We start from the raw sequence: 21,919 nt of genomic DNA, 5'->3' as shown, positions 1-21,919 counted from the left end.
CAGATCACATCAGGCGTGACGCCCGCTGCCCCAGCTGCCTCAGCAGTCGTCCACGTGGTGAGCGCTCCACTGCAGATGCCCAGCGCGGGCCGGACGTCGTCCGGTCCGCGCTGGGCCATCGAAGTCGGGGCGAGCGGGTCCAGCCTCGCCCCCCTCGCCTTCGGTTATCGCGCCAGAGGCGGTGTGCTGCGCGGTGGTTTCCGGGTCTTCGTGGCCTTCTCGTAGGCATGGGCGAGTGAGAGGAGCAGGGGCTCCTCGAATTCACGCCCGAGCAACTCCGCTCCGACCGGCACTCCGATGGGAGCTGTCGAGGTGGGGGAGGAGAATCCGCCGGGGAAGCAGACGGCCGGGAACCCCGTGCCGTTCGACAGGGTGCCGTTGCGCTCCGGCTGCGGCACACCGACCGGGGAGACGAGTACCTTCTGCAGCGGGTACAGGATCGCCTGAATGTCGAGCTCGGCCATCTTGGCCGACACCGCCAGCCGCAGTTTGTCGCGGTTGACGAAGTGGTCCTTGTAGGTCGCGTTGTTCAGGCCGTCGACGATGGCCAGTTCCTGCTCGAGCGCCGCCTGTGCCTCGGGCGTCGCGGTCTTGGAGGCGACCAGCTGGTCGAAGGTGTGCACCGGGGCGTCCGGGCCGAGGGTGGCGAAGTACGCGTCCATGGCCGTGTGCGCCTCCCACGTGGAGGTCACCACGGTGGACTGGAGGGTGTCGTACTCCGGCAGGCTGAACCGGATGATGGTCGCGCCCTGCGCCTGCATGGTGGAGATGACTTCCTCCATCACGCGATTGACCTCCTCGTGGCGCGCCTCCGTGCCGAACAGGTTGGTCATCACGCCGATGCGCGCGCCGCGGAGCGCGTTGCGGTCCAAGTGCTCCGTGTAACTGCGCGGAGCGCGGCCGACGCCGTACCCCGTGACGGGGTCGGTCGGGTCGAAGCCCGCCATGACGTCGAGCATCCGGGCCGCGTCCTCCACGGTGCGGGTGATGGGCCCCAGCTCGTCCTGGGTGATGCTGGCCGGTATGACGCCGCTCCGGCTGATCAGGCCCCTGGTGCAGCGCACTCCCACAAGGCTGTTGGCGGAGGCGGGGGAACGGACCGACTGGCCCGTGTCACTGCCTGTGCCCAGGACGGCGAAGTTCGACGCGATCGCCGCCCCGGTCCCGCCGCTGGATCCGCCAGGGGTACGGGTGAGGTCGTAGGGGTTGAGGACCTGTCCGCCCAGCGAACTGAGCGAGTTGCCGCCCCGGGCGAACTCCTGCAGGTTGGCCTTGGCGAGGATGATGGCCCCCGCCTTGCGCATTTTGGCGACCGTGAACGCGTCGGTGGGCGGCACGGAGGTGCGCATCGCCGTGTTGCCGCCGGTGGTCGGCATGTCGAAGGTGTCGTAGTTGTCCTTGAGGATCACCGGGATGCCGTGCAGTGTGCCGGTCAGGCCGGAACGCCGGTACTGGCGGTCGAGTTCGTCGGCGATCTCGAGGGCGCGCGGATTGATGGTGATGAGCGCCTTCAGGGCCGGGCCCTGCTTGTCGTACGCGGCGATCCGGTCGAGGTACTGCTGCACCAGCTGACGGCAGGTCAGCCGGCCGCGGCGGTAGGCGTCGTGGATGTCGGCGACGGTCGCCTCGATCAGCTCGAAGCCGCCGGAGCCGGACTTCGACCCGGACGTGCCGGCCGCCGCTCTCGGTGCGGCCGCCCCCTGGGCGGAGGCCGTCCCTGCGGTCTCGCCGACGATGCTCAGCGCACCGACCGCGCCCACGGCACCGATGAAACCACGTCTGTTCAGATTGCTGTGCTCGCTCACGCGTCCACTGGTCCTCTCTCGTACCGCCGTTGGGCGGTGGCAAGGAATGTGCATCGTGCTGAGTCCGCGGTGGCAAGCGCCGCGGACGGATGGGCACGGGACGACCGTCAACGGTTCGGCGGTGTCCCGTGTCCCCGGAATGCCGACGAGTGCGTGCTGTCGGCAGGGAAGTGCGGTCTGTGCGCGGCCGGCGCCCTTACGCGCGGTGCCGAGCGGGGAAGTGCGCCTTCTCGATGACGCCGTGTACGCCGACGGTGCGGTCCACGACCTGGGACACCTCGAAATCGGCGGCCGCCGACAGATACGCGTACGCCACGGCCCGGTCCATGCCGAGGTCGTGCTCGAGGAAGTCCAGCGCGTTGACCACCGCGCGCCGCATGGCGATGTTCAGGTCGTTGATCTGGCCGTTCAGGCCGCCGTCGGGGTCCGACAGACCCACGGCCACCCAGGCGTCCGCGGTCTCGGCGAAGGGGTAGTGGAAGGCGACGGACGGGGCGTCGCCGGAGCCCTGCCGGCACACGGTGAGGCGGAAGGTCGTGCGCAGGGAGCCCTCCATGGCCGTGAGGGCCACTTCGCCGTTGCCCATGGCCATGTGCGGGTCGCCGGTGTAGAACAGCGCGCCTTCGGAGAAGACCGGGAGGTAGAGGGTCGAGCCCTGCTGGAGCCGGTTGATGTCGATGTTGCCGCCGCCGAGGGTCGGCGGTATCGAGTTGAGCGCCGGTGCCGTGAGGGCATCCGCGGAGGTGAAGGCGACGCCCATCATGCCCATGTGGGGCTTGAGCGGGAAGGCGACTTCACCCGAAGTACCCAGCGGCACCACGCCGTTGAGGACGCCCGCGTCACCACGGCGGACCGGTGTGAAGACCGAGACATTGCCGTAGTGCTCCGGGTCTCCCGTGGACCGGCCGTCCGTCGCCACCGGAGGCATGACCTCGTCGAGCGTGATCCCCGTCGGGGCCGAGCCGCCGGCCTGGCGGGCAAGGGCGCCCTTGCCGTGGCGGCTCGACACGACGCCGTAGGGCACACGCGGCAGGAGCGAGAGAATCTCGATCTTCAGTACGTCACCGGGGCGCGCCCCCTCGACGTGGATCGGGCCGGTGACCACATGCGGGCCGTCCACGTCGAAGTTCCGGGTGGTACGGGTGTAGTCGCGGGCGATGGCGGCCGCGTCGTCGAGCACCTGATCGGCCGGGACACCGTGGCTCTTGAAGTAGGCGGCGGGGTCGCGCCCCTGATCCTCCAGGAGGCCCTCGTGGGAGACCGTGTCGACGGTCACCGACTCCCCGGATCGCATCCGCAGCACCGGCCGGCTACCGACCGAGGGAACGTACCCCCAGCGGACCTGCTCCGGCAGGGAAGGCACGTAGTGCTTGCCGTGGATGGGTCCCTTGCCGGGCTGGAGGATCTCCTTCGGAAGCGCGGTCGTCGGTTGCGCTGCCTGCGCCCGGCCGCTCGACAACAGTGTCGCCGCGGTGCTCGCCGTGGTCACGGCGGTGGCGGCGCGGAGGAAACCGCGGCGCCCGAGGCCGGAGATGAGCAGTTCCCGGGCGTCACCCGGGTTCAGGTCGGAGGTGTTCATGGGTACTCCAGAGTTCGTGTCGTTGGATCGGGTCTGCCGTCGGGGCCGTTTCCCCGGCATGGCTGGGGAACGCATCACAGCGCCGTGTGGGGGCAGCACGCGAACAGAACCGGTGAGGGACGTGCAGGGGGAATCACGCTGCCCGGGGCGGGGCGCAGCGGTTGAGAAGTGGGCCGGGCTTGTGGGGTGAGCCGTCAGGCCAGGTCGGTGAACGTAGGCAGGGGTGGGCCGAGGGTCAGGCCTGGTCGGCGGAGGATGCGCTGTCGTCGCGCGAGCGCCGGATCAGCTGGTCGACGTCGGCGAGGTGAAGGCTCATGGCGCGGGCTGCCGCCGCCGGGTCACGGGCCTCGATCGCGTCACGGATCGCCCGGTGGCCGGCCAGCGAGGCCCGGCGTCCTTCCGGCGTGCTGTGGGAGTCCTTGCGCACGGGGGTGGTCCAGGAACTGACCATCGTGGTGAGCGCGGTGAGCAACGGGTTGTGACTTGCCCTGGCCAGCGTCAGGTGGAACTGGATGTCGAGCTCGAGCGACTTGGCATCCAACAGGTTCTCGTCCGTGGCGTGCAGGATGTCGTCCATCTGCAGCAGGTCGGCGCTGGTGGCACGCAGTGCCGCGAATTCGGCGATCTTCGGTTCGATGACGGTCCGCAGCTCGGCCACGTTGGCCAGTTCCCGGTCGGTCTCGGCCAACTCGGCCAGATTGGCGTAGAGATCGCCGACCTGGGCGGGCGGGGCCAGCACCACGGTGCCTCTGCCCGGCCGCCGCTCGATGAGGTGCTTGGCCTCCAGCTGGTGCAGTGCTTCCCGCAGCGAGGTCCGCGAGACGGACAGCGACTCGGCCAGTTCGCGCTCCGACGGCAACCTGTCGCCCGGGGCGAGTTCGCCCAGCGCGATCATCTGTTCCAGATGGGCGACCAGCGCGTCACTGACGCTGTGAGCACGGGTGCGCAGCGGCGGAACTTTCGCCACTCCCATGCCCATTACCTCCTCGCCGAATGTGCAGCCAGCGTACCGTGTCCGATCAGCCAGGGCCTGGGCTTCCACCCACGGCCGGGCCCTGCTCCGGCAGTCTTCCACGATCATGTCCACGCGCCGAAGTCGCTTTTGCGGATCAGGCAGTGGACGCCCTTGACGTCGTCCACCACCTGGCTCACCACGAAATCCGCGGCGGCGCTCAGATAGGCGTACCCGATGTCCGTCGGCACCTCGTACAGGTCGGCAAGCACCCGGAGGGCCTCGCGGACCGCTTCGCGGAACGCCTCGTTCAGGTCGCGGTGCAGCCCGAGCGCGATCCAGTGCTCCGGGGTCTCACCGAAGGGCCGGCGCAGCAACCCCAGGAGAGCGCGGCTTTCCGCCGCCGGCAGCACCGTCGCGCGAAGGGTGGCACGCAGTGGGGCCTCCAACGCGGTCAGGGCCACCTCGCCGTGACCCTGGGCATAGTGCGGATCTCCCACGAACAGCCCGGCCCCGTCCACCTGTACCGGCAGATACAGGCTGGTGCCGGCGACGAGGTCCTTGACGTCCATGTTTCCGCCGAACGGGCCGGGCGGCACCGAGTGGAGCGGAGTGGTACTGGCGTGCGTCACCCCGACGAGCCCGAGGAACGGCGCGAGGGGGAAGTGCAACTCCCGGCCCCCCGGCACCGACATGCTCCCTGTACCGTCCGCCGATGCCCGGCAGAACGTGGAGACGGAGCCCGCCTTCTGCGGGTCGCCCGGATCGGGCACGAAGTCGGGGTGCGGCAGGGGTGGGAGCTCCCCGGCCAGGGCGCCGTAGCCGTGCCTGCTGGAGATGACGCCGTACGGGGCGCGCGGCACGAGTTCCAGGAAGTCGACCCGCAGTACGTCTCCAGGTCTCGCCCCGCTGACCGCGATGGGCCCGGTGGTGACGTGCGGTCCATCACCGGCGGCGTCGCGGGCGGGGTGACCGGCGGCGATGTCGACGGCGTCGCGCAGCACGTTCGCGGGGTCGATCCCGAACCGTCCGAAGAAGGCCACGGGGTCCCTGCCCTGGTCTTCCATGATGCCCTCGTGGGACACGGTGTCCACGGTGATCGTCTCCCCGGAGCCGATCCGGGCGACCGGTGCGGCCCCTTCGGCGGGAAGCCATCCCCAGGTGACCGTGTCACCGGTCGACGGCAGGTAGTGGCGGCCCGGGATGGGCCCCTCGTGGGGCTGAAGGAGGGGCAGGCTCATGAGTGGTTCCTCTCCGGGATGCCGGCGATGAGGTCGATCTCGATGGCGGCCCCCACGGCGAGGCCGGAGACGCCGACACAGGTGCGGCTCGGCAGGGGGCCGTCGAACCAGGTCGCGTAGGCCGTGTTGAAGTCGTCGAAGTCGTCGAAGTCGGTCAGATAGACCCGGACCATCAGCACGTCGTCGAGCGTGAGGCCGAGCTGTCGGAGCACGGCCACCAGATTGCGGCGTACCTGCTCCGCCTGGGCGAGCACGCCGCCCTCCACCAACCGGTCGGTCGCCGGGTCGGTGGGCATCTGGCCGGTGACGAAGACCAGCGATCCGAAGCGGGTCGCGTGCGCGAAGGGGCCGACCTGCGGAGGCACGCCGTCCTCGGCCGAGAAGACGAAGGTCTCCTTCCCCGCCGGGGCATCGAGCGGGAGTGTCATGCGGCCCCTCCGATGGTCTGCGCTGCCATGACCCGCAGGAACCGGGCGGTTGCCGGATGCCTGGGGCGGGTGAGGAGTTCCTCGGCGGGCCCCTCTTCGGTCACCGAGCCGTTGCTGATGAACACCACCCGGTCGGCGACCTCCTGGGCGAAGCGCAGCTGGTGGGTGGCGATGAGCATCGTCAGCCCGTCCTCTCGGGCAAGTCTGCGGATCACCTCGAGTACTTCGTGGACGAGTTCCGGATCCAGGGCCGAGGTCGGCTCGTCGAGCAGCAGCACCCGGGGACTGGGCGCGAGCGCGCGGGCGATGGCCACACGCTGCTGCTGCCCACCCGACAGATGCCGGGGCAGCGCGCCCGCCCGATGGGCGAGACCAACTCGTTCCAGCAGCTCGCGCGCCCTGCGTTCGGCGTCCGCGGCCGGCATCCGGTGCACCCATCGCAGCGGTCCCGCCACATTCTCCAGGGCGGTGAGGTGGCTGAAGAGATTGAAGTGCTGGAAGACCATGCCCACACCGGCCTCCGCGCGGGCCTGTGCGATCTTCGCGGGAGAGAGCGGCTTGCCGTCGTCGCGGTAGCCGATGCGGCGGCCGCCGATCAGGACAGACCCCGAGTCCGTCTCCTCCAGATGGTTGATGCTGCGCAGCAGGGTGCTCTTGCCGGACCCGCTGGGGCCCAGCAGAGCCACGACTTCGCCGGTGCGGACGGTCGTGTCCAGCCCGTCGAGTACGACGTGCTCTCCGTAGCTCTTGTGCAGAGCGTGGACCTCGACCGCGGCCGGTGCTCCGTCGAGTGCGGCCACGCGGGCCTCCCGCTCCCACGGCTCGGGCGGGGCCGGAGGCACCCACGGTTCGTCGTCGGCGACGGCGCCCTTCACCGCTGCCGCCACCGGCACGGGTGCGGCGGCGGGCCGACGGACCGGCAGCAGCCGGTGCACCCACGACCTGGAGGCGGGGCGGTCCAGATCGAGCGCGCGCTCGGCTGCCAGCTGGATGGCGCTGATGCCTCCGGTGAGGACGAGATACATGACGCCGGACGCGAAGAAGACGGAGAAGAAGTCGAAGGTGGACGAGGCGAGTTGAGTGCTGCGCAGGGTCAGTTCCTGGACGGCGATGAACGAGGCGAGCGAGGAGTTCTTGAGCGTCGTCACGGCCTCGTTGCCGAGAGCCGGGACCATGAGGCGTATCGCCTGCGGAGCGACGACACGCCTCATGGTCACGAGCGGAGTCATGCCGAGCGCCTGGCCGGCGACGACCTGGCCCTTGTCCACCCCGACGACGCCGGACCGGAAGACCTCCGCGATGAAGGTGGCCTCGTTGGCCGCGAGTGCGAGCCCGGCCGCCGTCAGGGGGCTGAGCGTCAGACCGGCGTGCGGCAGGGCGTCGTAGGCGAAGACCAGTTGGAGGATCAGCGGGGTGCCGCGGAAGATGATCGTGTATCCGCGCGCCACCGCGGACAGCGACCGGTGCCGGGACAGCTGCATGCTCGCCAGGACGAAGCCGAGTACCAGACCGCCGAGCAGCCCCAGCGCGGTCAGCTCCAGAGTGATGAGGATGCCCTGCAGCAGATACGGCAGTTCCACGTAGTGGAGGAACTGGGACATCAGCCGGTCACCAGCCGCGGTGCCTCCAAGGTGCCCGTCTCGAGCGACCAGTTCTTGAGCAGCTTCGTCTGTGTGCCGTCCTTCTGGATCTCCACGAGAGCGGCCTTGATGGCATCCCGGAACTGGGTCTTGCTCTTCGGTACGGCGATGCCGATGGAGTACGGCAGCGTCACGGCGGTCGCCTTGCCCAGCTCGTTCGGGTGCGCCTTGACCGCCTGGGTCACCGTGTTGACGTCGTTGATGTAGGTGTCCGCGCGACCGGCGAGGATCGCCTGGATGCACTGGGCGTTGTTGTCGTACAGCTGCACCTGCGGGGCGGGACGGCCGGCGGCCTTGCACGCGCCGGCCAGGTTCTGGACGAGGGGCACCTCGACGAACCCGGTGTTGAGTGCGGCGGTGGACCCGCAGAGGGACGTGTTGATACCTGTGAGCTTCTTCGGGTTCCCCTTCCGCACCAGCACCCCGTCGTAGACCTTCGAATAGGTGACGAAGTCCGCCGCCTTGGCGCGGTCCTTGGTGGCGTAGATGTCCGAGATCACGAGGTCGGCCTGGCCGCTCTGCAGCGTGGGCAGCAGCGCCGGGAAGGCCACCGGCTTGTAGGCGAGCTTGAAGCCCAGACACTCGCCCAGAGCCGTGCCGAGATCGATGTCGAACCCGACGTATCTGCTCGGATCCTTGGGGTCGAGCGCCTCGTAGCCGGGCGTGTGCGGATTGATCGCGTTGGTGAATGTCTTGCCGGCGAGATCCGGATGGGCGGTCTGCAGTTGCTTGCAGGCGGGCGAAGCCGTGGAGGTCGAGGCCGCGGAGTTCGACGTCGACCCGGCGCCGCAGGCCGTCAGGAAGGCGACTGAGGCGGCAGTCGTCGCTGCTATGGGCAGAATGTGGCGCATGGAGCGCATTCCTCTCGGTCACGGATCGGGGCGAAACGAGCTGGTCGGATGGTCCGACCAAGTTCGCGTCACCTTACGAGCGCCCCCATGCGCGCGTCAGTAGCCGCACCTAAACGTCATGGCGTTCTTACGGGGACGCAACAAACCCCGGCCGGCCCCGAGCCCCGGACATGCAGGAGAAATCGGAATGCCACGGGCGGTGGAGTTCAGGAATGCTGGAGGTCGTCCGGGGCAGCGTTGCCCAGGCCGAAGGGGGAGCCGACACCGTTCGGCGAAGACCCGCGGTGCATGGCGGAACTGGAGGGCGGCGTGCTCGCCCGACGCTGCGGCGCCCGTGAGCCGCGATGTGGCGGCCGCAGGGCCTGGCCTGGCGGGCGGCGTCGCTGGAGGGACCCCCGCGCCCCGCGCCTCATGGGGAAACGGCGGCGCGGTGTCCCACGCCCCGAACCATGCTCGCGGAGGGTGTGCGGAGAGCACCCTCACGGAGTGATGGACCTTCTCGGACTACGAGTTGCGGCACAGGACGTCCCTGAACCACGGAGAATCACCGGAGGTCAGACATCCTGTTCAGCCCAGATGACCTTGCCGTCGGTGGTGTGTGGCGCAGGAAACATCGGGGTTGCTGAGATGTTTCAGTTGAACCGTTGACCTCCGTCGATTCGGCACTTACTGTCCTCCTCAAGTCCTCTGACGTCTGAGGTGTAAGGAGCTGGGAATGGTTGAGCGACGGGATCTTGTCGACACGGTGGCTGACGCGCTGATCCGCGACATCACCTCGGGCACGTACCCCGCCGGTTCCACCCTTCCCAATGAGCAGGACCTCGCCAGTCGCCTGGGCGTGAGTCGACCGACCCTGCGTGGGGCCATCAAGAGCCTGGTCAGCAAGTCGGTTGTCCAGGTGCACCACGGCAGGGGAATGTTCGTCAATCCGGTGTCACAGTGGTCTGCGTTGGACCCGCAGTTGCTCGCCCACCGGGTCGGTTCCGACCCCTCGTTGCCCAAGCGCCTGATCGAGGCGCGACGGTTCATCGAGGCCGCCGCCTGCGAACTCGCGGCCACCCGATGCTCGGAGGAGGACCTCGCGGCTCTGGAGGCAAGCCTTTCCGACATGATCGCCGCGGCCAAGGCCGCGGATGTCGAGGGTTTCGTCCGCGCCGATCTCGGGTTTCACCAGATCATCCTGACCGCGTCGCACAACCCCTTTATCGCGGCGCTGTTCGACCCCATCAGTCAGCTGCTCCATGTCACGCGGACCCAGACCTCCTCTCACGCGGAGATCAGGGACCACGCCATCGAACAGCACCGGCACGTCCTGGCAGCGCTGAGCAGCCGGGATCCCGAAGCCGCCCGGCTGGCCATGATCGATCACATGTGCCAGACCGAAGACGACTTCGATCACTATGTCGCCTCCTCCGGCTGAGTGCCGACCGTCGACGCGACTGAATAACATGCACAACTGATACATACCTGTACGAGCCACGGCTTCCCACCCTGAAGCCACCTCGCACACACTCTTGAACACCGTTCCGTCCACACCGGTATAGCCATGCCTGGACCCCGGCACGTCGCCTCGCGACGCCCCCGGTCGGCGTGACGCTCCGGAAGTGGACCGTGCCCACCCGGCCATGCCGGGCGGCAAGCTCCCGCCGTCAGTGCGGGGCCCGTCTCTCCTTCTCTGCCCGCGCCGCTGCGGTGCGTGCCCCGCTGTGCCTGCCTGTCCTCGAGCCGATCCGGCACGGGGGCCGATGTCCCACACCCCGAAGGAGGCCCCGGTGTCCACCGGATCCTCGATTGCTGTGCTGCACACCAGCTTCGTGTTCGTCAACGTCGAACCAATGATCAACAACTATCTCGCGGAGCTGGCGCCCGACGCCAAGGTCATGCACTTCGTCGACAGTGACGTGCTCGCGACCGTGATGAGCGACGGGTTCATCTCGCCCGCCAGTGCCCACCGCATGGTGCACCTGGCCCAGGCCGCGGAAGCCGCCGGCGCCGAGGTCATCTTCTCCGCCTGTTCCTCGCTGGGGCCCGCCATCGACGAGGCCCGGCGAGTGGTGTCCGTGCCGATCATCAAGATCGACGATGCCATGACCGCTGCCGCGGTCGACGCCGGCGACGTCATCGGTGTCATGGCGACTGTCCCCACCACGCTGCCGCCCACCCGCGCACTGGTCGAGGAGAAGGCCCAGGCAGCGGGCCGTTCCATCACCGTCATCGAGCATCTGTGTGAAGGCGCCTTCGGTGTGCTGATGTCCGGTGACCGCGACCGTCACGACGCCTTGGTGCTGGAGGGGGCGCGCAAGCTGGCCGCCCAGGTCGACGCGATCGTGCTGGCCCAGGCGTCCATGGCACGGCTGGCCCCGGCCATCGCCGAGGCGGTCGGCAAACCCGTGCTCTCCAGCCCGCGCAGCGGTGTGGAGAACGCGGTGCGCGTACTGAAAGGGCAGTCGGCATGAGCCTGACCGCACCTCACCATCACGCCGAGCGGGGCCGGGCGCGCCGCGCGGACGTGCTGGCCGGCCTGCCCGGGCCGGCCGCCGCCGGCGTCTGGCAGGCGTCCTTGGAGGCGGCCTTCGCGGTGGACGGTCGGCGGATCGTGGTGCTGGACGACGACCCCACCGGGACGCAGACCGTTCACAACGTGCCGGTGGTGACCCGGTGGAGGGTGGAGGACCTGCGCTGGGTGCTGACCCGCGAGAGCCGGGTGGCCTACGTCCTGACCAACACCCGCAGCCTGGACGAGGCGGAGGCGACGGCCGTCAACTGTGAGGTCGTGGCGAACCTGCTGGTGGCCGCAGATGCCGAGGGTGTGCCCGTGAGCGTGGTCAGCCGTGGCGACTCGACGCTGCGAGGTCACTTCGCAGCTGAAACCTCAGCGATCATCGAGACGCTCGGGGCGGGAGGGCAGCGTGTCGACGGCGTGATCTTCTGCCCGTCGTACCTGGAAGCCGGCCGGGTGACCGTGGGCGACGAGCACTGGATCGTCGAGGACGACTGGCTCCGACCGGTCGCCGACTCGCACTACGCCACCGACGCGACGTTCTCCTTCTCCACCTCCCACCTGCCGACCTACGTCGAGGAGGTAACCGGTGGAGGGATCAGGGCGCAGGACGTGCTCAGCATCGGCCTCGATGACATCCGCTCCGGCGGCCCCGACCGGATCGCCGCACTGCTGCGTGAGCTGAGCGACGGACGGGTCGCCGTGGTGAACGCGCTCGACGCCACCGACCTGGACGCGGTCGTCCTGGCGGTCCTCCAGGTGGAGGCGGAGGGACGGCACTTCCTGTACCGCACCGGCCCGTCGTTCGTCAGGGCCCGGGGCGGCATCAGCGAACGCACGCCGCTGCGGGGCGAGGAGATTTACCCGGGCGGACCGCGTAGCGGGCATGGCCTGGTGGTGGTCGGTTCGCACGTCGCGCTGACCACCCTGCAGGTCACGACACTGCAGGACAGCGGCGACGTGGAGCGCGTCGAGCTCGACGTCCGCTCGCTGCTCGATCCGGCGGAAGCCGACCGCGCCGTCCAAGCGGCGGTGCGGCAGGTGCTGTCCGCACTGGAACGCCGAGACGTACTGCTGGTCACCAGCAGGGAGTTGGTCACCGGCGGCGACGGGCAGGAGAGCCTGGCCATCGCCCGGGCGGTATCCGAGGCGCTGGTCACCACCGTCAACCAGGTCGTCAGGGCCCGATCCCCGCGCTACCTGCTTGCCAAGGGCGGCATCACGTCCAGCGACGTGTTCACCCACGGCCTGTCCGGCAGCCGGGCCAAGGTGCTCGGCTCGCTGCTGCCGGGGATGGTCTCGGTCTGGCAGGCCGAGGACGGCATCGACGTCGGCCTCCCATACGTGGTGTTCGCCGGGAACGTCGGTGGCGGCGACGACCTGCTCGCCGCCGTCCGCATACTGAATGGAGACACCTCGTGCTGAGCGTCGACGCGGGCGAACTGATCGCCGCGCGCAAGGAGCGCCGCGCGGTCGGCGCGTTCACCACCTACAACCTGGAGACCACGATCGCGCTGTGCCGGGCCGCCGAGGCCGCCGGCCGGCCGGCCGTCCTCCAGCTCGGAGCGGGTGCCTTCCGCCACGTCGACCTCGGGGTGCTCACCCGCCTGGTCGTCGACGTCGCGGGCCTGTCGCCGGCCTCCCTGGGCGTCCACCTCGACCACAGCCGCGACCTCGCGGAGATCCAGGCGTGCCTGGACCTGGGGTGCTCCTCGGTCATGGTCGACGGCTCCCACCTGCCCTTCGAGGAGAACGTCGAGCTCACCAGGGCCGCCGTGTCCGCCGGACACAAAGCCGGGGTGTGGGTGGAGGGCGAGCTGGGTGCCATACCCGGCGAGGAGGACCGCTCGGTGTCCGCCCGGCCGGAGGCGCTGCTGACCGATCCGGCTCAGGCGGCTCAATTCGTGGAGCGCACCGGAGTGGACGCGCTGGCGGTGCAGATCGGCAACGTGCACGGATTCAGCGCCGCCGGCGGCCGACTCGACCTCGACCGGCTGGCCGCCATCGCCGCGGTCGTCCAGGTCCCGCTCGTCCTGCACGGCGCCTCGGGGATCGACGACGACGTACTGCGCGCGGCGATCCGCTGCGGCGTCGCGAAGATCAATGTCAATGCCGAACTGCGACGGGCCTGTTTCGGCGCCCTCGACCGGACCCTGGCCCCTGCCCGGGACGACGGCTACCACCTGCAGCGCGTGCTGAACGCCGCCCGGGACTCCGTCGCGGCCGCAGCCGAGGACCGCATCCGGCTGTTCGCCGGGCTGCCACAAGGAGGGCAGGAAACATGAGCAGCGTCACCACTCGAGAAGCCACCCGCTCCGGACGCGTTGCCGCCATTCCCGCGCCCGACCACGCGCTCCAGCAGGAGTACCTGGCCGAGCACGTGAGCAAGGCGTTCTCCGGCGTCACCGTCCTCGCCGACCTCTCACTCGCCTTCCGCCCCGGCGAGGTGCACACCCTGATGGGCGAGAACGGGGCGGGCAAGTCGACTCTGCTGAAGATCCTCTCCGGCATCTATCGGGCCGACTCGGGGCAGTTCAGCATGGACGGCACCTCGGTGCCGCTGGGGAGCCCGCGCGCCGCGCTGGAACAGGGCGTCTACCTGGTCCCGCAGGAACCCTCGCTGCTCCCGCATCTGTCCGTGGCCGAGAACCTCTACCTCGGCATCAGCCCGAAGCGCGGCCGCGGGTTGCGGGTCCTGGACTGGACACAGATGTGGCGGGGGGCGGAGGAAGTCCTGCCCCTGGTCGGCCTGTCGGTGGACGTCAAGACCCCGGTCGGCACCCTCACCATCGCCCAGCAGCAACTGCTCGAATGCGCACGGGCGTTGGTGCGCAAGTCCCGAGTGATCTTCTTCGACGAACCCACCTCCCCGCTGACCAGCCACGAGGTGGAGCGCCTTTTCGAGGTCATCGGCGAGCTGAAGCGACAGGGCTACGTGCTTGGCTTCATCAGCCACCGCATGGACGAAGTGCTCCAGATCAGCGACCGCATCTCCGTGCTGCGCGACGGACACCTGGTCGGCAGCGTCGAAGGTCCCGGGGCCGATCCCGCGGACCTGGTGCACAAGATGGTCGGCCGCGCCATCGACCTGGGCCGCCGCAAGGAGACCAGCCATGCCACCGACGAGACGGTCATCGAGGTCTCCGCGCTGAGCAGCCCTCCGGCGTTCTCCGAGGTCTCCTTCACGGTCCGGCGCGGCGAGGTGCTCGGCTTCGCCGGCCTGGTGGGCAGCGGACGCACCGAGATCGCCGAGACCATGGTCAACCTGCGGGGCCGCACCACCGGAACCGTGACGATCGACGGCACCGACCTGTCCTCTCTGCCGTTGCACCAGATCATCGACGCCGGCCTGGTCTACCTGCCGGAGGACCGGGCCAAGAACGGCGCCTTCCTGGACATGACGGTCACCCAGAACGTGTCGGCGAGCGTCGTCAACCGCCTTCGGTCATCGAAGTTCGGGCTCCTCGACCTCGGCCGCGAGCAGCGCGAGACGGCTGAGATGGCACAGAGGCTGAAAGTTCGCGCGGCCTCGCTCGACCTGCCCATCCGATCGCTGTCCGGCGGTAACCAGCAGCGCTGCCTGTTCGGCAAAGCGCTCCTGACCTCCCCGAAAGCCGCCGTCTTCGACGAGCCCACCCGCGGTGTCGACGCCGGCGCCAAGGAAGACCTCTACGAAGTCATCGACGGCCTGGCCCAAGAGGGTCTTGCGGTCGTGGTCATCTCCTCCGAGCTGGAGGAACTGGTCCGGCTCTGCGACCGCGTCCTGGCCGTCTACGAAGGCCGGATCGTCGGAGAGCTGACAGGCCAGGAGATCTCCATGGCGAACATCGGCCGGCTCATCCTCGGATCTGCTGATCCCGAAGCCTGACCCGCAGCGAGACCCAACTCCCCGTACCCGCAGCCCACCCGCGCCAGGAGCGCTCATGCAAGCAACAGCAACGCATCTCTCACCAGTGGCTCCGCCTCTGCGCCGGCAGTCGGCCCGGGCCATCCTGCGCAACCGCTCGGCGCAGCTCGTCGTGGCGCTCCTCGTCATCAGTGCCCTCGTCGGATCCGTCCACCCCGGGTTCCTCACCCGCGGCAACATCGAGTTCATCATGCTGAACTCGGTCGTCCTCGGGCTGATCGCGCTCGGCCAGACATTCGTCATCATCAGCCGGGGCATCGACCTGTCTGTGGCCCCCATCATGGGGCTCACCGCGGTGGTCACCGGCCTGATGTCGACACGCAACGGACTTGGACTGTGGCCCGCCGTCCTGCTTGCGCTGGCGATCGGACTGGTGCTCGGCGCGGTCAATGGCCTCCTGGTCAGCGTGGTCCGCATTCCGCCGATCATCGTCACCCTCGGGACCCTCGGGCTCTTCGGCGGCTTCCAGTTCCTCTACACCAACGGCGACCAGGTCACGAGCGTGCCCGCGTCGTACGCGGCATTCGGCAACAACACCCTCGTACCCGGTCTGCCCCGGCCCGTGCTGCTCCTCGTCGTCCTCACCGTGGTGTGCTGGGCGGTCCTGCGGTACACGGCCTTCGGGCGCAACGTCTTCGCGGTGGGCAACAACGAACGGGCAGCGAGGGCGGTCGGCATCCCCGTCCGGCTCACTGTCTTCAGCACCTACCTGGTCAGCGGACTCCTGGCGGGTCTCGCGGGGCTCGTCTACATCGCGCATACCGCCGCGGCGACCGCCACCACCGGCACCGCGGAGAGCATGCAACTGCAGTCCATCGCCGCGGTCCTGATCGGCGGAACCATGATCAGCGGAGGGCGCGGTGGCGTGCTGGGCGGTGTGCTCGGCAGCCTGTTCCTCTCACTGGTGCTCACCGCCCTCGTCTTCTCCGGCGTGCCGGCGATCTGGAACACCGCCGGCCAGGGCGTCCTCATCCTGATCGCCGTCCTGCTCGACGCCCGACTCTCCCGCCCTGCAACCGGCGCGGAAGGAAGAACATCATGACCGACCTGTCCACAGCCCCCAAGCCACCCGCGGACAGCGCAGGCGTCAGGCACCGGCGACCCGCCCGCGCCAGAGGCGTGATCAGCAGCTTCGGCGGCTGGGAATCCAGCCTGCTGCTCCTGTTCGTGGTGGAACTCGTCTACTTCTCGGTCAGCTCACCGGACTTCTTCAACGGCGGCAGCGGCCTGCTCTCCCTGTCCCAGCAGTTCGTCACGACCGGCATCGTTGCCCTCGGTCTCGCGCCGGTGGTGCTCAGCGGCGGCATCGACCTGTCGGTCGGCTCCACCGCGAGCCTGTCGGGCGTGGTGATGGCGGCACTGTGGAAGGGCGGCACGAACATCTGGCTCGCCGCGCTCGGCGGCCTCCTGGTGGCCCTTCTGGTGGGCCTGGTCAACGGCCTGCTGGTGGTACGGGGCCGACTGGAACCACTGATCGGTACCTTGGCCGTCGGCTTCATCGCCACCAGCATCGCCACCGGAGTCGCCGGCAATTCCCCGCCGTACGGTTTCCCCACGTCCTTCACCACCCTGGGCACCGGCACGATCGGCCAGGTCCCGCTTCAGCTGATCATCTTCGCGGTGTTGGCCACCGTGGTCCTCCTGCTCATGACCCGCACCGAATTCGGCCGGTCGATCACCATGATCGGGCACAGCGCCAGTGCCGCCCGGTACTCCGGGATCAAGGTCAACACTCAGCTGGTGCGGGCCTACATGTTCTCCTCGCTGATGGCCGGCGTGGCCGGGCTGATGCTCGGAGCGTTCTACAGCGCGGTCCGGGCCGACCTGGGCGACAGCCTGCTGCTGCCCGCCCTCACGATGATCGTCCTGGGCGGCGTGGACATCTTCGGCGGCCGGGGCAGGGCCATCGGCGTCATCGTGGCGGTCTTCGCCCTCGGCTACCTCACCCAGGGCCTGCTCATCTCCGGCTACTCCCAGCTCGCCAGCAACATGGTCGTCAGCGTGGTCATGCTGGCCGCCATCGCGGTGAAGATGTTCGCCGGCTCGGCCGAGGGCAGCCCCGCCGAGCAGCTGCGAAACCGGCTCCGAAACCTGCGCGGTTCCCATCCGCACCCGGTCACCTCCGGGCAGGCCCCGCACTAACCCACCCCTCGTCCGGCCCGTCCCCCCGAGCCGCGGCCGGCTCCAGTACAGCGCCGTACACCCCTGAGAAAGGCAGAACCATCATGACCCGTACCATGTCCCGCACCAGATGGGCGGCCATCGCAGCGGCCTCAGCCGCGACCATGCTGATCACCACCGCCTGCGGCAGCGCCACTGGTACCGCATCGTCCGGCGGCCAGATCAAGGTCGCGATGGTCCCCAAGCTCGTGGGCCTGGCCGTGTTCAAGGCCAACGAGCAGGGCGCTCAGTCGGCCGCGGCCAAGCTCAACATCAAGTTCAACTACACCGGGCCGGTCGACGCCTCGGCGCAGGGACAGGTCCAGGTCTTCAACAGCCTCATCGCCCAGCGCTACAACGTGATCACCACCACCGCCAACAACCCGTCGGTGCTCGCACCCACCCTGGTTCAGGCCAGGAAGCAGGGCATCAAGGTCATCTCGTACGACTCCGATGTGCTGCCGACGGCCCGGGACTTCTTCATCCAGAACACCGACCTCCCCGCCATGGGCAAGGCGCTGGTGGACTGCGTCGCGAAGCCGGCCGGACCGCAGGCCCAGATAGCGATCCTGTCGTCCACGCCCGACGCGACCATCCAGAACCAGTGGATCAAGGCCGTCAACGACAACCTCAAGGCGAACTACCCCAACATCAAGATCGTCACGACGCAGTACGGGCAGTCCAGCCCGTCGCACTCGCTCACCGCCGCGCAGAACATTCTCCAGGCGTATCCGAACGTCAAGGCCATCATCGCCCCCGACGGTGCCGCCGAGGCCGGTGCGGCCGAAGCGGTCCAGAAGCTGGGCAAGACCGGCAAGGTCTTCGTGACCGGAACATCCGACCCCGCGTCCATCCGTCAGTACGTCAAGTCGGGCATCATCGCCTGCTCACCGCTGTGGGACGAGACCAAGGAGGGCCAGCTCGTCATGCAGGTGGCACGGCTGGCACACGACAACAAGATCGGCCCCAACAGCACGTTCACCGCGGGCGACCTCGGCACCTTCACCGCGAAGAACGGCGTCATCACCTTCTCCAAGCCGCTGGTCTTCACCAAGAGCAATATCGACGACTACCAGTGGTGACCCACCAAACAGCCCCACCGGCCAGGGAGATTCCCGTCTTCCCGGCCAAGGAAAAGGAGGTCGCATGATGAAGGTCGGGTGGCTGGGACTCGGTGCCATGGGCCTGCCGATGGCACGCCGGCTCCACATCTCCGGTGCCGCCGCAGTCACCGCCTTCGACCGGGCGGCCGGCCCTCAGGCCCGGGCAGCGTCGGACGGCATCGCGGTGGCCGCGTCCCCCGCGCAGGCCACCCAGGACGCCGACCTGATCATGGTCATGGTCCGTGACACGGCCCAGGCTCGCCAGGCACTGTTCCCCCACGATGGCGCGGACCCCGTCCCCGCACCGGGCTCCACCGTCGTGGTGATGAGCACCATTGGACCCGACCCGGTGCGGGACCTGGCCGCCGCTCTGGCCGAGCGGGGAGTGGCCGTCGTCGACGCTCCGGTGAGCGGCGGCGTGGCCCGCGCCGCCACGGGGGACCTCGTCATCATGGCCGGCGCACCGGACGACGCGTTCGAGAAGTGCCGGCCGGTCCTCGATGTCCTGGGCAGCACGGTCGTCCAGGTCGGCCGCAGCGTCGGCGACGGACAGGCCGTGAAACTGGTCAACCAGCTGCTGTGCGGTGTGCACATCGCCGCCGCGGCCGAGGCGCTCGCCTACGCCGAATCCCTCGGACTGGACTCCACCGCCGTGTGGCGGACCATCCGGGGCGGCGCCGCGGGATCCTTCATGCTCGACGATCGCGGCCAACGGATGCTGCAGCGGACCTACGACCCGGTGCAGAGCGCGCTGTCCCTCTTCGTCAAGGACCTGGGCCTGGTCGTGGAACAGGCACAACGCGGGCACGTGCCCGTGCCGATGGCGTCCGCGGCCGCCCAGATGTTCACCGTGGGCGTCGGAGAGGGCCTCTCCGACGCCGACGACTCCAGCCTCATCGAGCTCTTCCGCCGGTGGAACACCAACCGGGCCGAGGGCCACACCCCACCGCCGGGTGAAACAACCCCCTGAAAGACCGCCCCACCGCCCTGTCCGGTACACATCCGGCCCGGGTACCTCGGCGGAACCCGAAAGAAAGAATGAGAGAAGCACCATGCGAATCCTCGTAACCGGCGCCCTGGGCAAGGTCGGGCGCGCCACCACGGAGGCCCTGATCCAGGCCGGGCACCAGGTGACGGCGTCCGACCTGTCCCGGCCGGACTTCGACCGGGCGGCCCCCGGCACTGCCGACTACCAGCAGGCCGACCTGACCGACGCGGGCGACGCGTACGCGTTGGTCCGCGGCCACGACGCCGTGGTCCACGTGGCGGCCATCCCCGAGCCCACCCACAACCCCCCGCACGTGGTCTTCCACAACAACCTGATGGCGACGTTCAACGTGCTCGAGGCGGCCGTCCGGTTCGGCGTCAAGCGCTTCGTCAACATCTCCTCGGAGACCGTTCCGGGATTCTTCTTCCCGGAACGGCCGTTCCTGCCGCAGTACGTGCCGGTGGACGAGGAGCACCCGGTCCGGCCGCAGGACCCGTACGCGCTGTCCAAGGTCTTCTCGGAGCAGTTGATGGACGCGGCGGTGCAGCGCTCGGACATCCGGGCCATCTCGATCCGGCCGAGCTGGGTCCAGCACAAGGGCAACTACGAGCGCAACCTCGGACCGCAGGTGCGTGACGCGTCGGTGCTCAGCCCGAACCTCTGGAGCTACATCGACGCCTACGACCTCGCGGACGCGATCGTCCTCGCGGCCGAGTCCGACCTGCCGGGCCATGAGGTCTTCTACATCGCCTCGCCCGACAACGTCGGCGGCCGCGACTTCGCGGAGATCGTCCGCAAGTACTACGGCGACCAGATCGAGGTCCGGGACCTGGCACGGGTGGACGCCTCCGGCATCTCGTGCGCCAAGGCACACCGCATGCTCGGCTGGCAGCCGAAGCGTTCCTGGCGCGACTACCTCGACGAGGACGGCAACGCCCGCGCCGAGGCCTGACGGGGCCGGGCTGCTGCGCCCGGTCTCCAACGACTTCGCCAAGCGCCGGCCGGGCAGCTCCGACGCCTGCACCCGTAGGAGGTGCCCGAGAGCAGCGTGTCGGCGAAGCATGGTGAGGACAGGGCTGCCTGACCCCGCCCTTCCTCATCACGGCCGTGCCCCGATCCATCGCGGATCGGGGCACGGCTTTCGTCGTGGTGTCCGGTATCGAGGGGTGACGTGAACGGCGGAGCGGCAGGTCACCGAGCTGGTGCCGCAACGTGACGACGGAGTCCGACCGGTTTCTCGTCCTCGGCCGACGCCCGGGAGCGGATCACTGGCGGGACAGGCCGCCTACGCTCCCGGGCGTCGGCCGAGCCCTAGATGGTGGTGACCCCGAAGCTTTTGAGCTTGCGGTACAGCGACGAGCGCGCGATGCCGAGTGCGGCGGCGGCCTCGACGCGGTTTTTGTCCGCCCGGACACGTACCGGATACGCGCTCAAGACCCTCCTGGCCGACGACAGGGTCGCCGGCCGCGCCGTCGAGCTGGCCAGTGTCGTAGCGCAGACCTCCGGGGCGCCACTGATCCTGCAGATCCCGTCACCGATGCACTGGCTGGCACGAACCCATGTGCTCAGTGACGCCGGCGCTGTGACCGACCTCGACGCTGAGGACGCGGAGAATGCCGCCATGTACGTCGCGGACTGGCTGCGGCGGCTGTCGGCCCTTCCGGTGTCGATGCTGCTTCTCGACGACCGCTGGACCGCTGCGCAACAGCTGCCGCCCGTGGAGGACTCGGCCTACAAGCCCATCTCCAACATCACCGACCACTACCGGTGGACCCTCGGCCGAAGGACCCAGGACGGCGTAGGGCTCCTCGGATCCGCCGTCACCGGAACCCTGATCCCGCACACGTACTGGTTCACCGACGACGCGTACGCGCCCTCGGGTGACTTCCTCGTCGCGGACATCCCCGCCGACGCCGTGCCCGAGACCGTTCTCGCCCAACTCGCCAAGCTCGCCTGAAACGTGAGACCTGAAAGGGGAACAGACCGTGGACAAGGTGGTCTCCACCGCCACTCAGGCCGTTGCCGGAATCGGCGACGGAGCGACCATCGCTTCGGGCGGCTTCGGCATCTGCGGGATTCCCGCCGTGCTCATCGACGCGATCGCGGACGCGGGCATCACGGACCTGGAGGTCTACTCCAACAACTGCGGGACCGACGGGATCGGCCTGGGAAAACTCCTGGAACGCAAGCAGATCCGGCGCATGGTCTCTTCCTACGTCGGTGAGAACAAGGAATTCGCGCGCCAGGTACCTGAGTGGTGAACTCGAGGTCGAACTCAGCCCTCAGGGCACGCTGGCCGAGCGCCTGCGCGCCGCGGGGGTCGGCATTCCCGCCTTCTACACCAGGACCGGCGTGGGAACCCAGGTCGCGGCCGGGGACTGCCCTGGCGGTACGCGGAGAACGGCTCGGTGGCCGATGCCTCGCCGCCGAAACCGGTCTCCGAATTCGAGGGGACATCATTCCTGCTCGATCGGGCGCTCGGCGCCGGCTTCGCCCTCGTAGCGGGCCTGGAGGGGGACCGCCACGGCAACCTCGTGTTCCGCATGGCCGCCCGCAACTTCAACCCCGTCTGCGCCATGGCCGGAAGGATCGCCGTCGCCGAGGTCGAGCAGCTGGTCGAGCCCGGCGACCTCGACCCCGACTCCATCCATCTCCCCGGGGTCTACATCGACCGGGTGCTGCTCCTGACGGCCGCTCAGGTCGCCGACAAGGGCATCGAACGACTGACCACCCGCTTCCGCCCGTCCGAGCTCCCGGGAGACTGA

Annotated in this window: 19 protein-coding genes and 1 pseudogene; 12 read left to right on the top strand and 8 right to left on the bottom strand. The window is 69.1% G+C overall.

The genetic code is table 11. From position 1 onward, the window contains the following. Positions 1-164: 164 nt before the first annotated feature. The 7 genes from AB0D27_RS06765 to AB0D27_RS06735 all read right to left on the bottom strand — a co-directional run bounded on the left by AB0D27_RS06765 (position 165) and on the right by AB0D27_RS06735 (position 8,496). Positions 165-1,805 carry an amidase family protein gene (locus tag AB0D27_RS06765; protein ID WP_362503033.1) on the bottom strand — a complete coding sequence of 547 codons (1,641 nt, stop codon included), beginning with the start codon at positions 1,803-1,805 and terminating at the stop codon, positions 165-167. Between the two features lie 196 nt (positions 1,806-2,001). After that, entirely contained in the window at positions 2,002-3,384 is a 1,383-nt protein-coding gene (locus tag AB0D27_RS06760) for an acetamidase/formamidase family protein (protein WP_362503031.1), read from the bottom strand. Positions 3,385-3,619: 235 nt separating this feature from the next. Next, positions 3,620-4,357, bottom strand: coding sequence for a FadR/GntR family transcriptional regulator (locus AB0D27_RS06755; protein ID WP_362503028.1), 738 nt, complete (start codon positions 4,355-4,357; stop codon positions 3,620-3,622). 104 nt (positions 4,358-4,461) lie between these two features. Beyond that, positions 4,462-5,577 (bottom strand): acetamidase/formamidase family protein, encoded by a 1,116-nt coding sequence (locus tag AB0D27_RS06750; RefSeq protein WP_362503025.1) that lies wholly within the window; start codon positions 5,575-5,577, stop codon positions 4,462-4,464. Further along, positions 5,574-6,005, bottom strand: coding sequence for a Rid family hydrolase (locus AB0D27_RS06745; RefSeq protein ID WP_362503022.1), 432 nt, complete (start codon positions 6,003-6,005; stop codon positions 5,574-5,576). Before AB0D27_RS06745 ends, AB0D27_RS06750 begins: the two co-directional genes overlap by 4 nt. After that, entirely contained in the window at positions 6,002-7,606 is a 1,605-nt protein-coding gene (locus AB0D27_RS06740) for an amino acid ABC transporter permease/ATP-binding protein (protein ID WP_362503019.1), read from the bottom strand. Before AB0D27_RS06740 ends, AB0D27_RS06745 begins: the two co-directional genes overlap by 4 nt. Next, entirely contained in the window at positions 7,606-8,496 is an 891-nt protein-coding gene (locus tag AB0D27_RS06735; protein WP_362503016.1) for an ABC transporter substrate-binding protein, read from the bottom strand. Before AB0D27_RS06735 ends, AB0D27_RS06740 begins: the two co-directional genes overlap by 1 nt. A gap of 745 nt (positions 8,497-9,241) precedes the next feature. Between AB0D27_RS06735 and AB0D27_RS06730 the strand changes: the two genes are divergently transcribed. From AB0D27_RS06730 to AB0D27_RS06685, 10 genes are all read left to right on the top strand, one after another. Then, the gene (locus AB0D27_RS06730) at positions 9,242-9,916 is read left to right on the top strand and encodes a FadR/GntR family transcriptional regulator (protein ID WP_362503014.1); all 675 of its coding nucleotides are present in this window, start codon (positions 9,242-9,244) and stop codon (positions 9,914-9,916) included. 352 nt (positions 9,917-10,268) lie between these two features. Next, the gene (locus AB0D27_RS06725; protein WP_362503012.1) at positions 10,269-10,952 is read left to right on the top strand and encodes an aspartate/glutamate racemase family protein; all 684 of its coding nucleotides are present in this window, start codon (positions 10,269-10,271) and stop codon (positions 10,950-10,952) included. Continuing rightward, positions 10,949-12,421: a four-carbon acid sugar kinase family protein gene (locus AB0D27_RS06720; RefSeq protein WP_362503010.1), complete on the top strand. Its 1,473-nt coding sequence runs from the start codon at positions 10,949-10,951 to the stop codon at positions 12,419-12,421. Before AB0D27_RS06725 ends, AB0D27_RS06720 begins: the two co-directional genes overlap by 4 nt. After that, positions 12,415-13,281 (top strand): class II fructose-bisphosphate aldolase, encoded by an 867-nt coding sequence (locus AB0D27_RS06715; protein ID WP_362503007.1) that lies wholly within the window; start codon positions 12,415-12,417, stop codon positions 13,279-13,281. The genes AB0D27_RS06720 and AB0D27_RS06715 overlap by 7 nt, the downstream gene beginning before the upstream one ends. Next, on the top strand, positions 13,278-14,864 hold the full coding sequence (locus AB0D27_RS06710) for a sugar ABC transporter ATP-binding protein (RefSeq protein ID WP_362503004.1): 1,587 nt from the start codon (positions 13,278-13,280) through the stop codon (positions 14,862-14,864). Before AB0D27_RS06715 ends, AB0D27_RS06710 begins: the two co-directional genes overlap by 4 nt. Positions 14,865-14,919: 55 nt before the next feature. Beyond that, the gene (locus AB0D27_RS06705; RefSeq protein ID WP_362503001.1) at positions 14,920-15,945 is read left to right on the top strand and encodes an ABC transporter permease; all 1,026 of its coding nucleotides are present in this window, start codon (positions 14,920-14,922) and stop codon (positions 15,943-15,945) included. Next, complete coding sequence (locus AB0D27_RS06700) at positions 15,942-17,045, top strand: ABC transporter permease (protein ID WP_362502999.1); 1,104 nt, start codon at positions 15,942-15,944, stop codon at positions 17,043-17,045. The genes AB0D27_RS06705 and AB0D27_RS06700 overlap by 4 nt, the downstream gene beginning before the upstream one ends. A 95-nt stretch (positions 17,046-17,140) precedes the next feature. Further along, positions 17,141-18,145, top strand: coding sequence for a substrate-binding domain-containing protein (locus tag AB0D27_RS06695; protein WP_362502996.1), 1,005 nt, complete (start codon positions 17,141-17,143; stop codon positions 18,143-18,145). 64 nt (positions 18,146-18,209) lie between these two features. Further along, positions 18,210-19,136: an NAD(P)-dependent oxidoreductase gene (locus AB0D27_RS06690; protein WP_362502994.1), complete on the top strand. Its 927-nt coding sequence runs from the start codon at positions 18,210-18,212 to the stop codon at positions 19,134-19,136. 82 nt (positions 19,137-19,218) lie between these two features. Next, complete coding sequence (locus AB0D27_RS06685) at positions 19,219-20,106, top strand: NAD(P)-dependent oxidoreductase (RefSeq protein ID WP_362502991.1); 888 nt, start codon at positions 19,219-19,221, stop codon at positions 20,104-20,106. Between the two features lie 359 nt (positions 20,107-20,465). Here the strand turns inward: AB0D27_RS06685 and AB0D27_RS06680 are convergent, their stop codons facing one another. Further along, positions 20,466-20,522, bottom strand: a complete 57-nt coding sequence (locus tag AB0D27_RS06680; protein WP_362503415.1) for a hypothetical protein — start codon at positions 20,520-20,522, stop codon at positions 20,466-20,468. Here AB0D27_RS06680 and AB0D27_RS06675 point away from each other — a divergent pair. Both AB0D27_RS06675 and AB0D27_RS06670 read left to right on the top strand, forming a co-directional pair. After that, a complete protein-coding gene (locus AB0D27_RS06675) occupies positions 20,497-21,111 on the top strand; it encodes a hypothetical protein (protein ID WP_362503452.1) in 615 nt (204 codons plus the stop codon). The two genes, AB0D27_RS06680 and AB0D27_RS06675, sit on opposite strands and share 26 nt — an antisense overlap. 28 nt (positions 21,112-21,139) lie before the next feature. Next, positions 21,140-21,919 (top strand): annotated as a pseudogene (locus AB0D27_RS06670) (CoA transferase subunit A).

Source organism: Streptomyces sp. NPDC048415 (genome assembly GCF_040651675.1).
GTDB lineage: Bacteria > Actinomycetota > Actinomycetes > Streptomycetales > Streptomycetaceae > Streptomyces.
This window is presented reverse-complemented; position numbering and strand designations above follow the sequence as displayed.

Coding starts and splice junctions, on each gene's coding strand:
- AB0D27_RS06760 (WP_362503031.1), bottom strand. CDS start 3,384: ATGAACACCTCCGACCTGAACCCGGGTGACGCCCGGGAACTGCTCATC.
- AB0D27_RS06755 (WP_362503028.1), bottom strand. CDS start 4,357: ATGGGAGTGGCGAAAGTTCCGCCGCTGCGCACCCGTGCTCACAGCGTC.
- AB0D27_RS06750 (WP_362503025.1), bottom strand. CDS start 5,577: ATGAGCCTGCCCCTCCTTCAGCCCCACGAGGGGCCCATCCCGGGCCGC.
- AB0D27_RS06745 (WP_362503022.1), bottom strand. CDS start 6,005: ATGACACTCCCGCTCGATGCCCCGGCGGGGAAGGAGACCTTCGTCTTC.
- AB0D27_RS06740 (WP_362503019.1), bottom strand. CDS start 7,606: ATGTCCCAGTTCCTCCACTACGTGGAACTGCCGTATCTGCTGCAGGGC.
- AB0D27_RS06735 (WP_362503016.1), bottom strand. CDS start 8,496: ATGCGCCACATTCTGCCCATAGCAGCGACGACTGCCGCCTCAGTCGCC.
- AB0D27_RS06720 (WP_362503010.1), top strand. CDS start 10,949: ATGAGCCTGACCGCACCTCACCATCACGCCGAGCGGGGCCGGGCGCGC.
- AB0D27_RS06710 (WP_362503004.1), top strand. CDS start 13,278: ATGAGCAGCGTCACCACTCGAGAAGCCACCCGCTCCGGACGCGTTGCC.
- AB0D27_RS06705 (WP_362503001.1), top strand. CDS start 14,920: ATGCAAGCAACAGCAACGCATCTCTCACCAGTGGCTCCGCCTCTGCGC.
- AB0D27_RS06700 (WP_362502999.1), top strand. CDS start 15,942: ATGACCGACCTGTCCACAGCCCCCAAGCCACCCGCGGACAGCGCAGGC.
- AB0D27_RS06695 (WP_362502996.1), top strand. CDS start 17,141: ATGTCCCGCACCAGATGGGCGGCCATCGCAGCGGCCTCAGCCGCGACC.
- AB0D27_RS06690 (WP_362502994.1), top strand. CDS start 18,210: ATGATGAAGGTCGGGTGGCTGGGACTCGGTGCCATGGGCCTGCCGATG.
- AB0D27_RS06685 (WP_362502991.1), top strand. CDS start 19,219: ATGCGAATCCTCGTAACCGGCGCCCTGGGCAAGGTCGGGCGCGCCACC.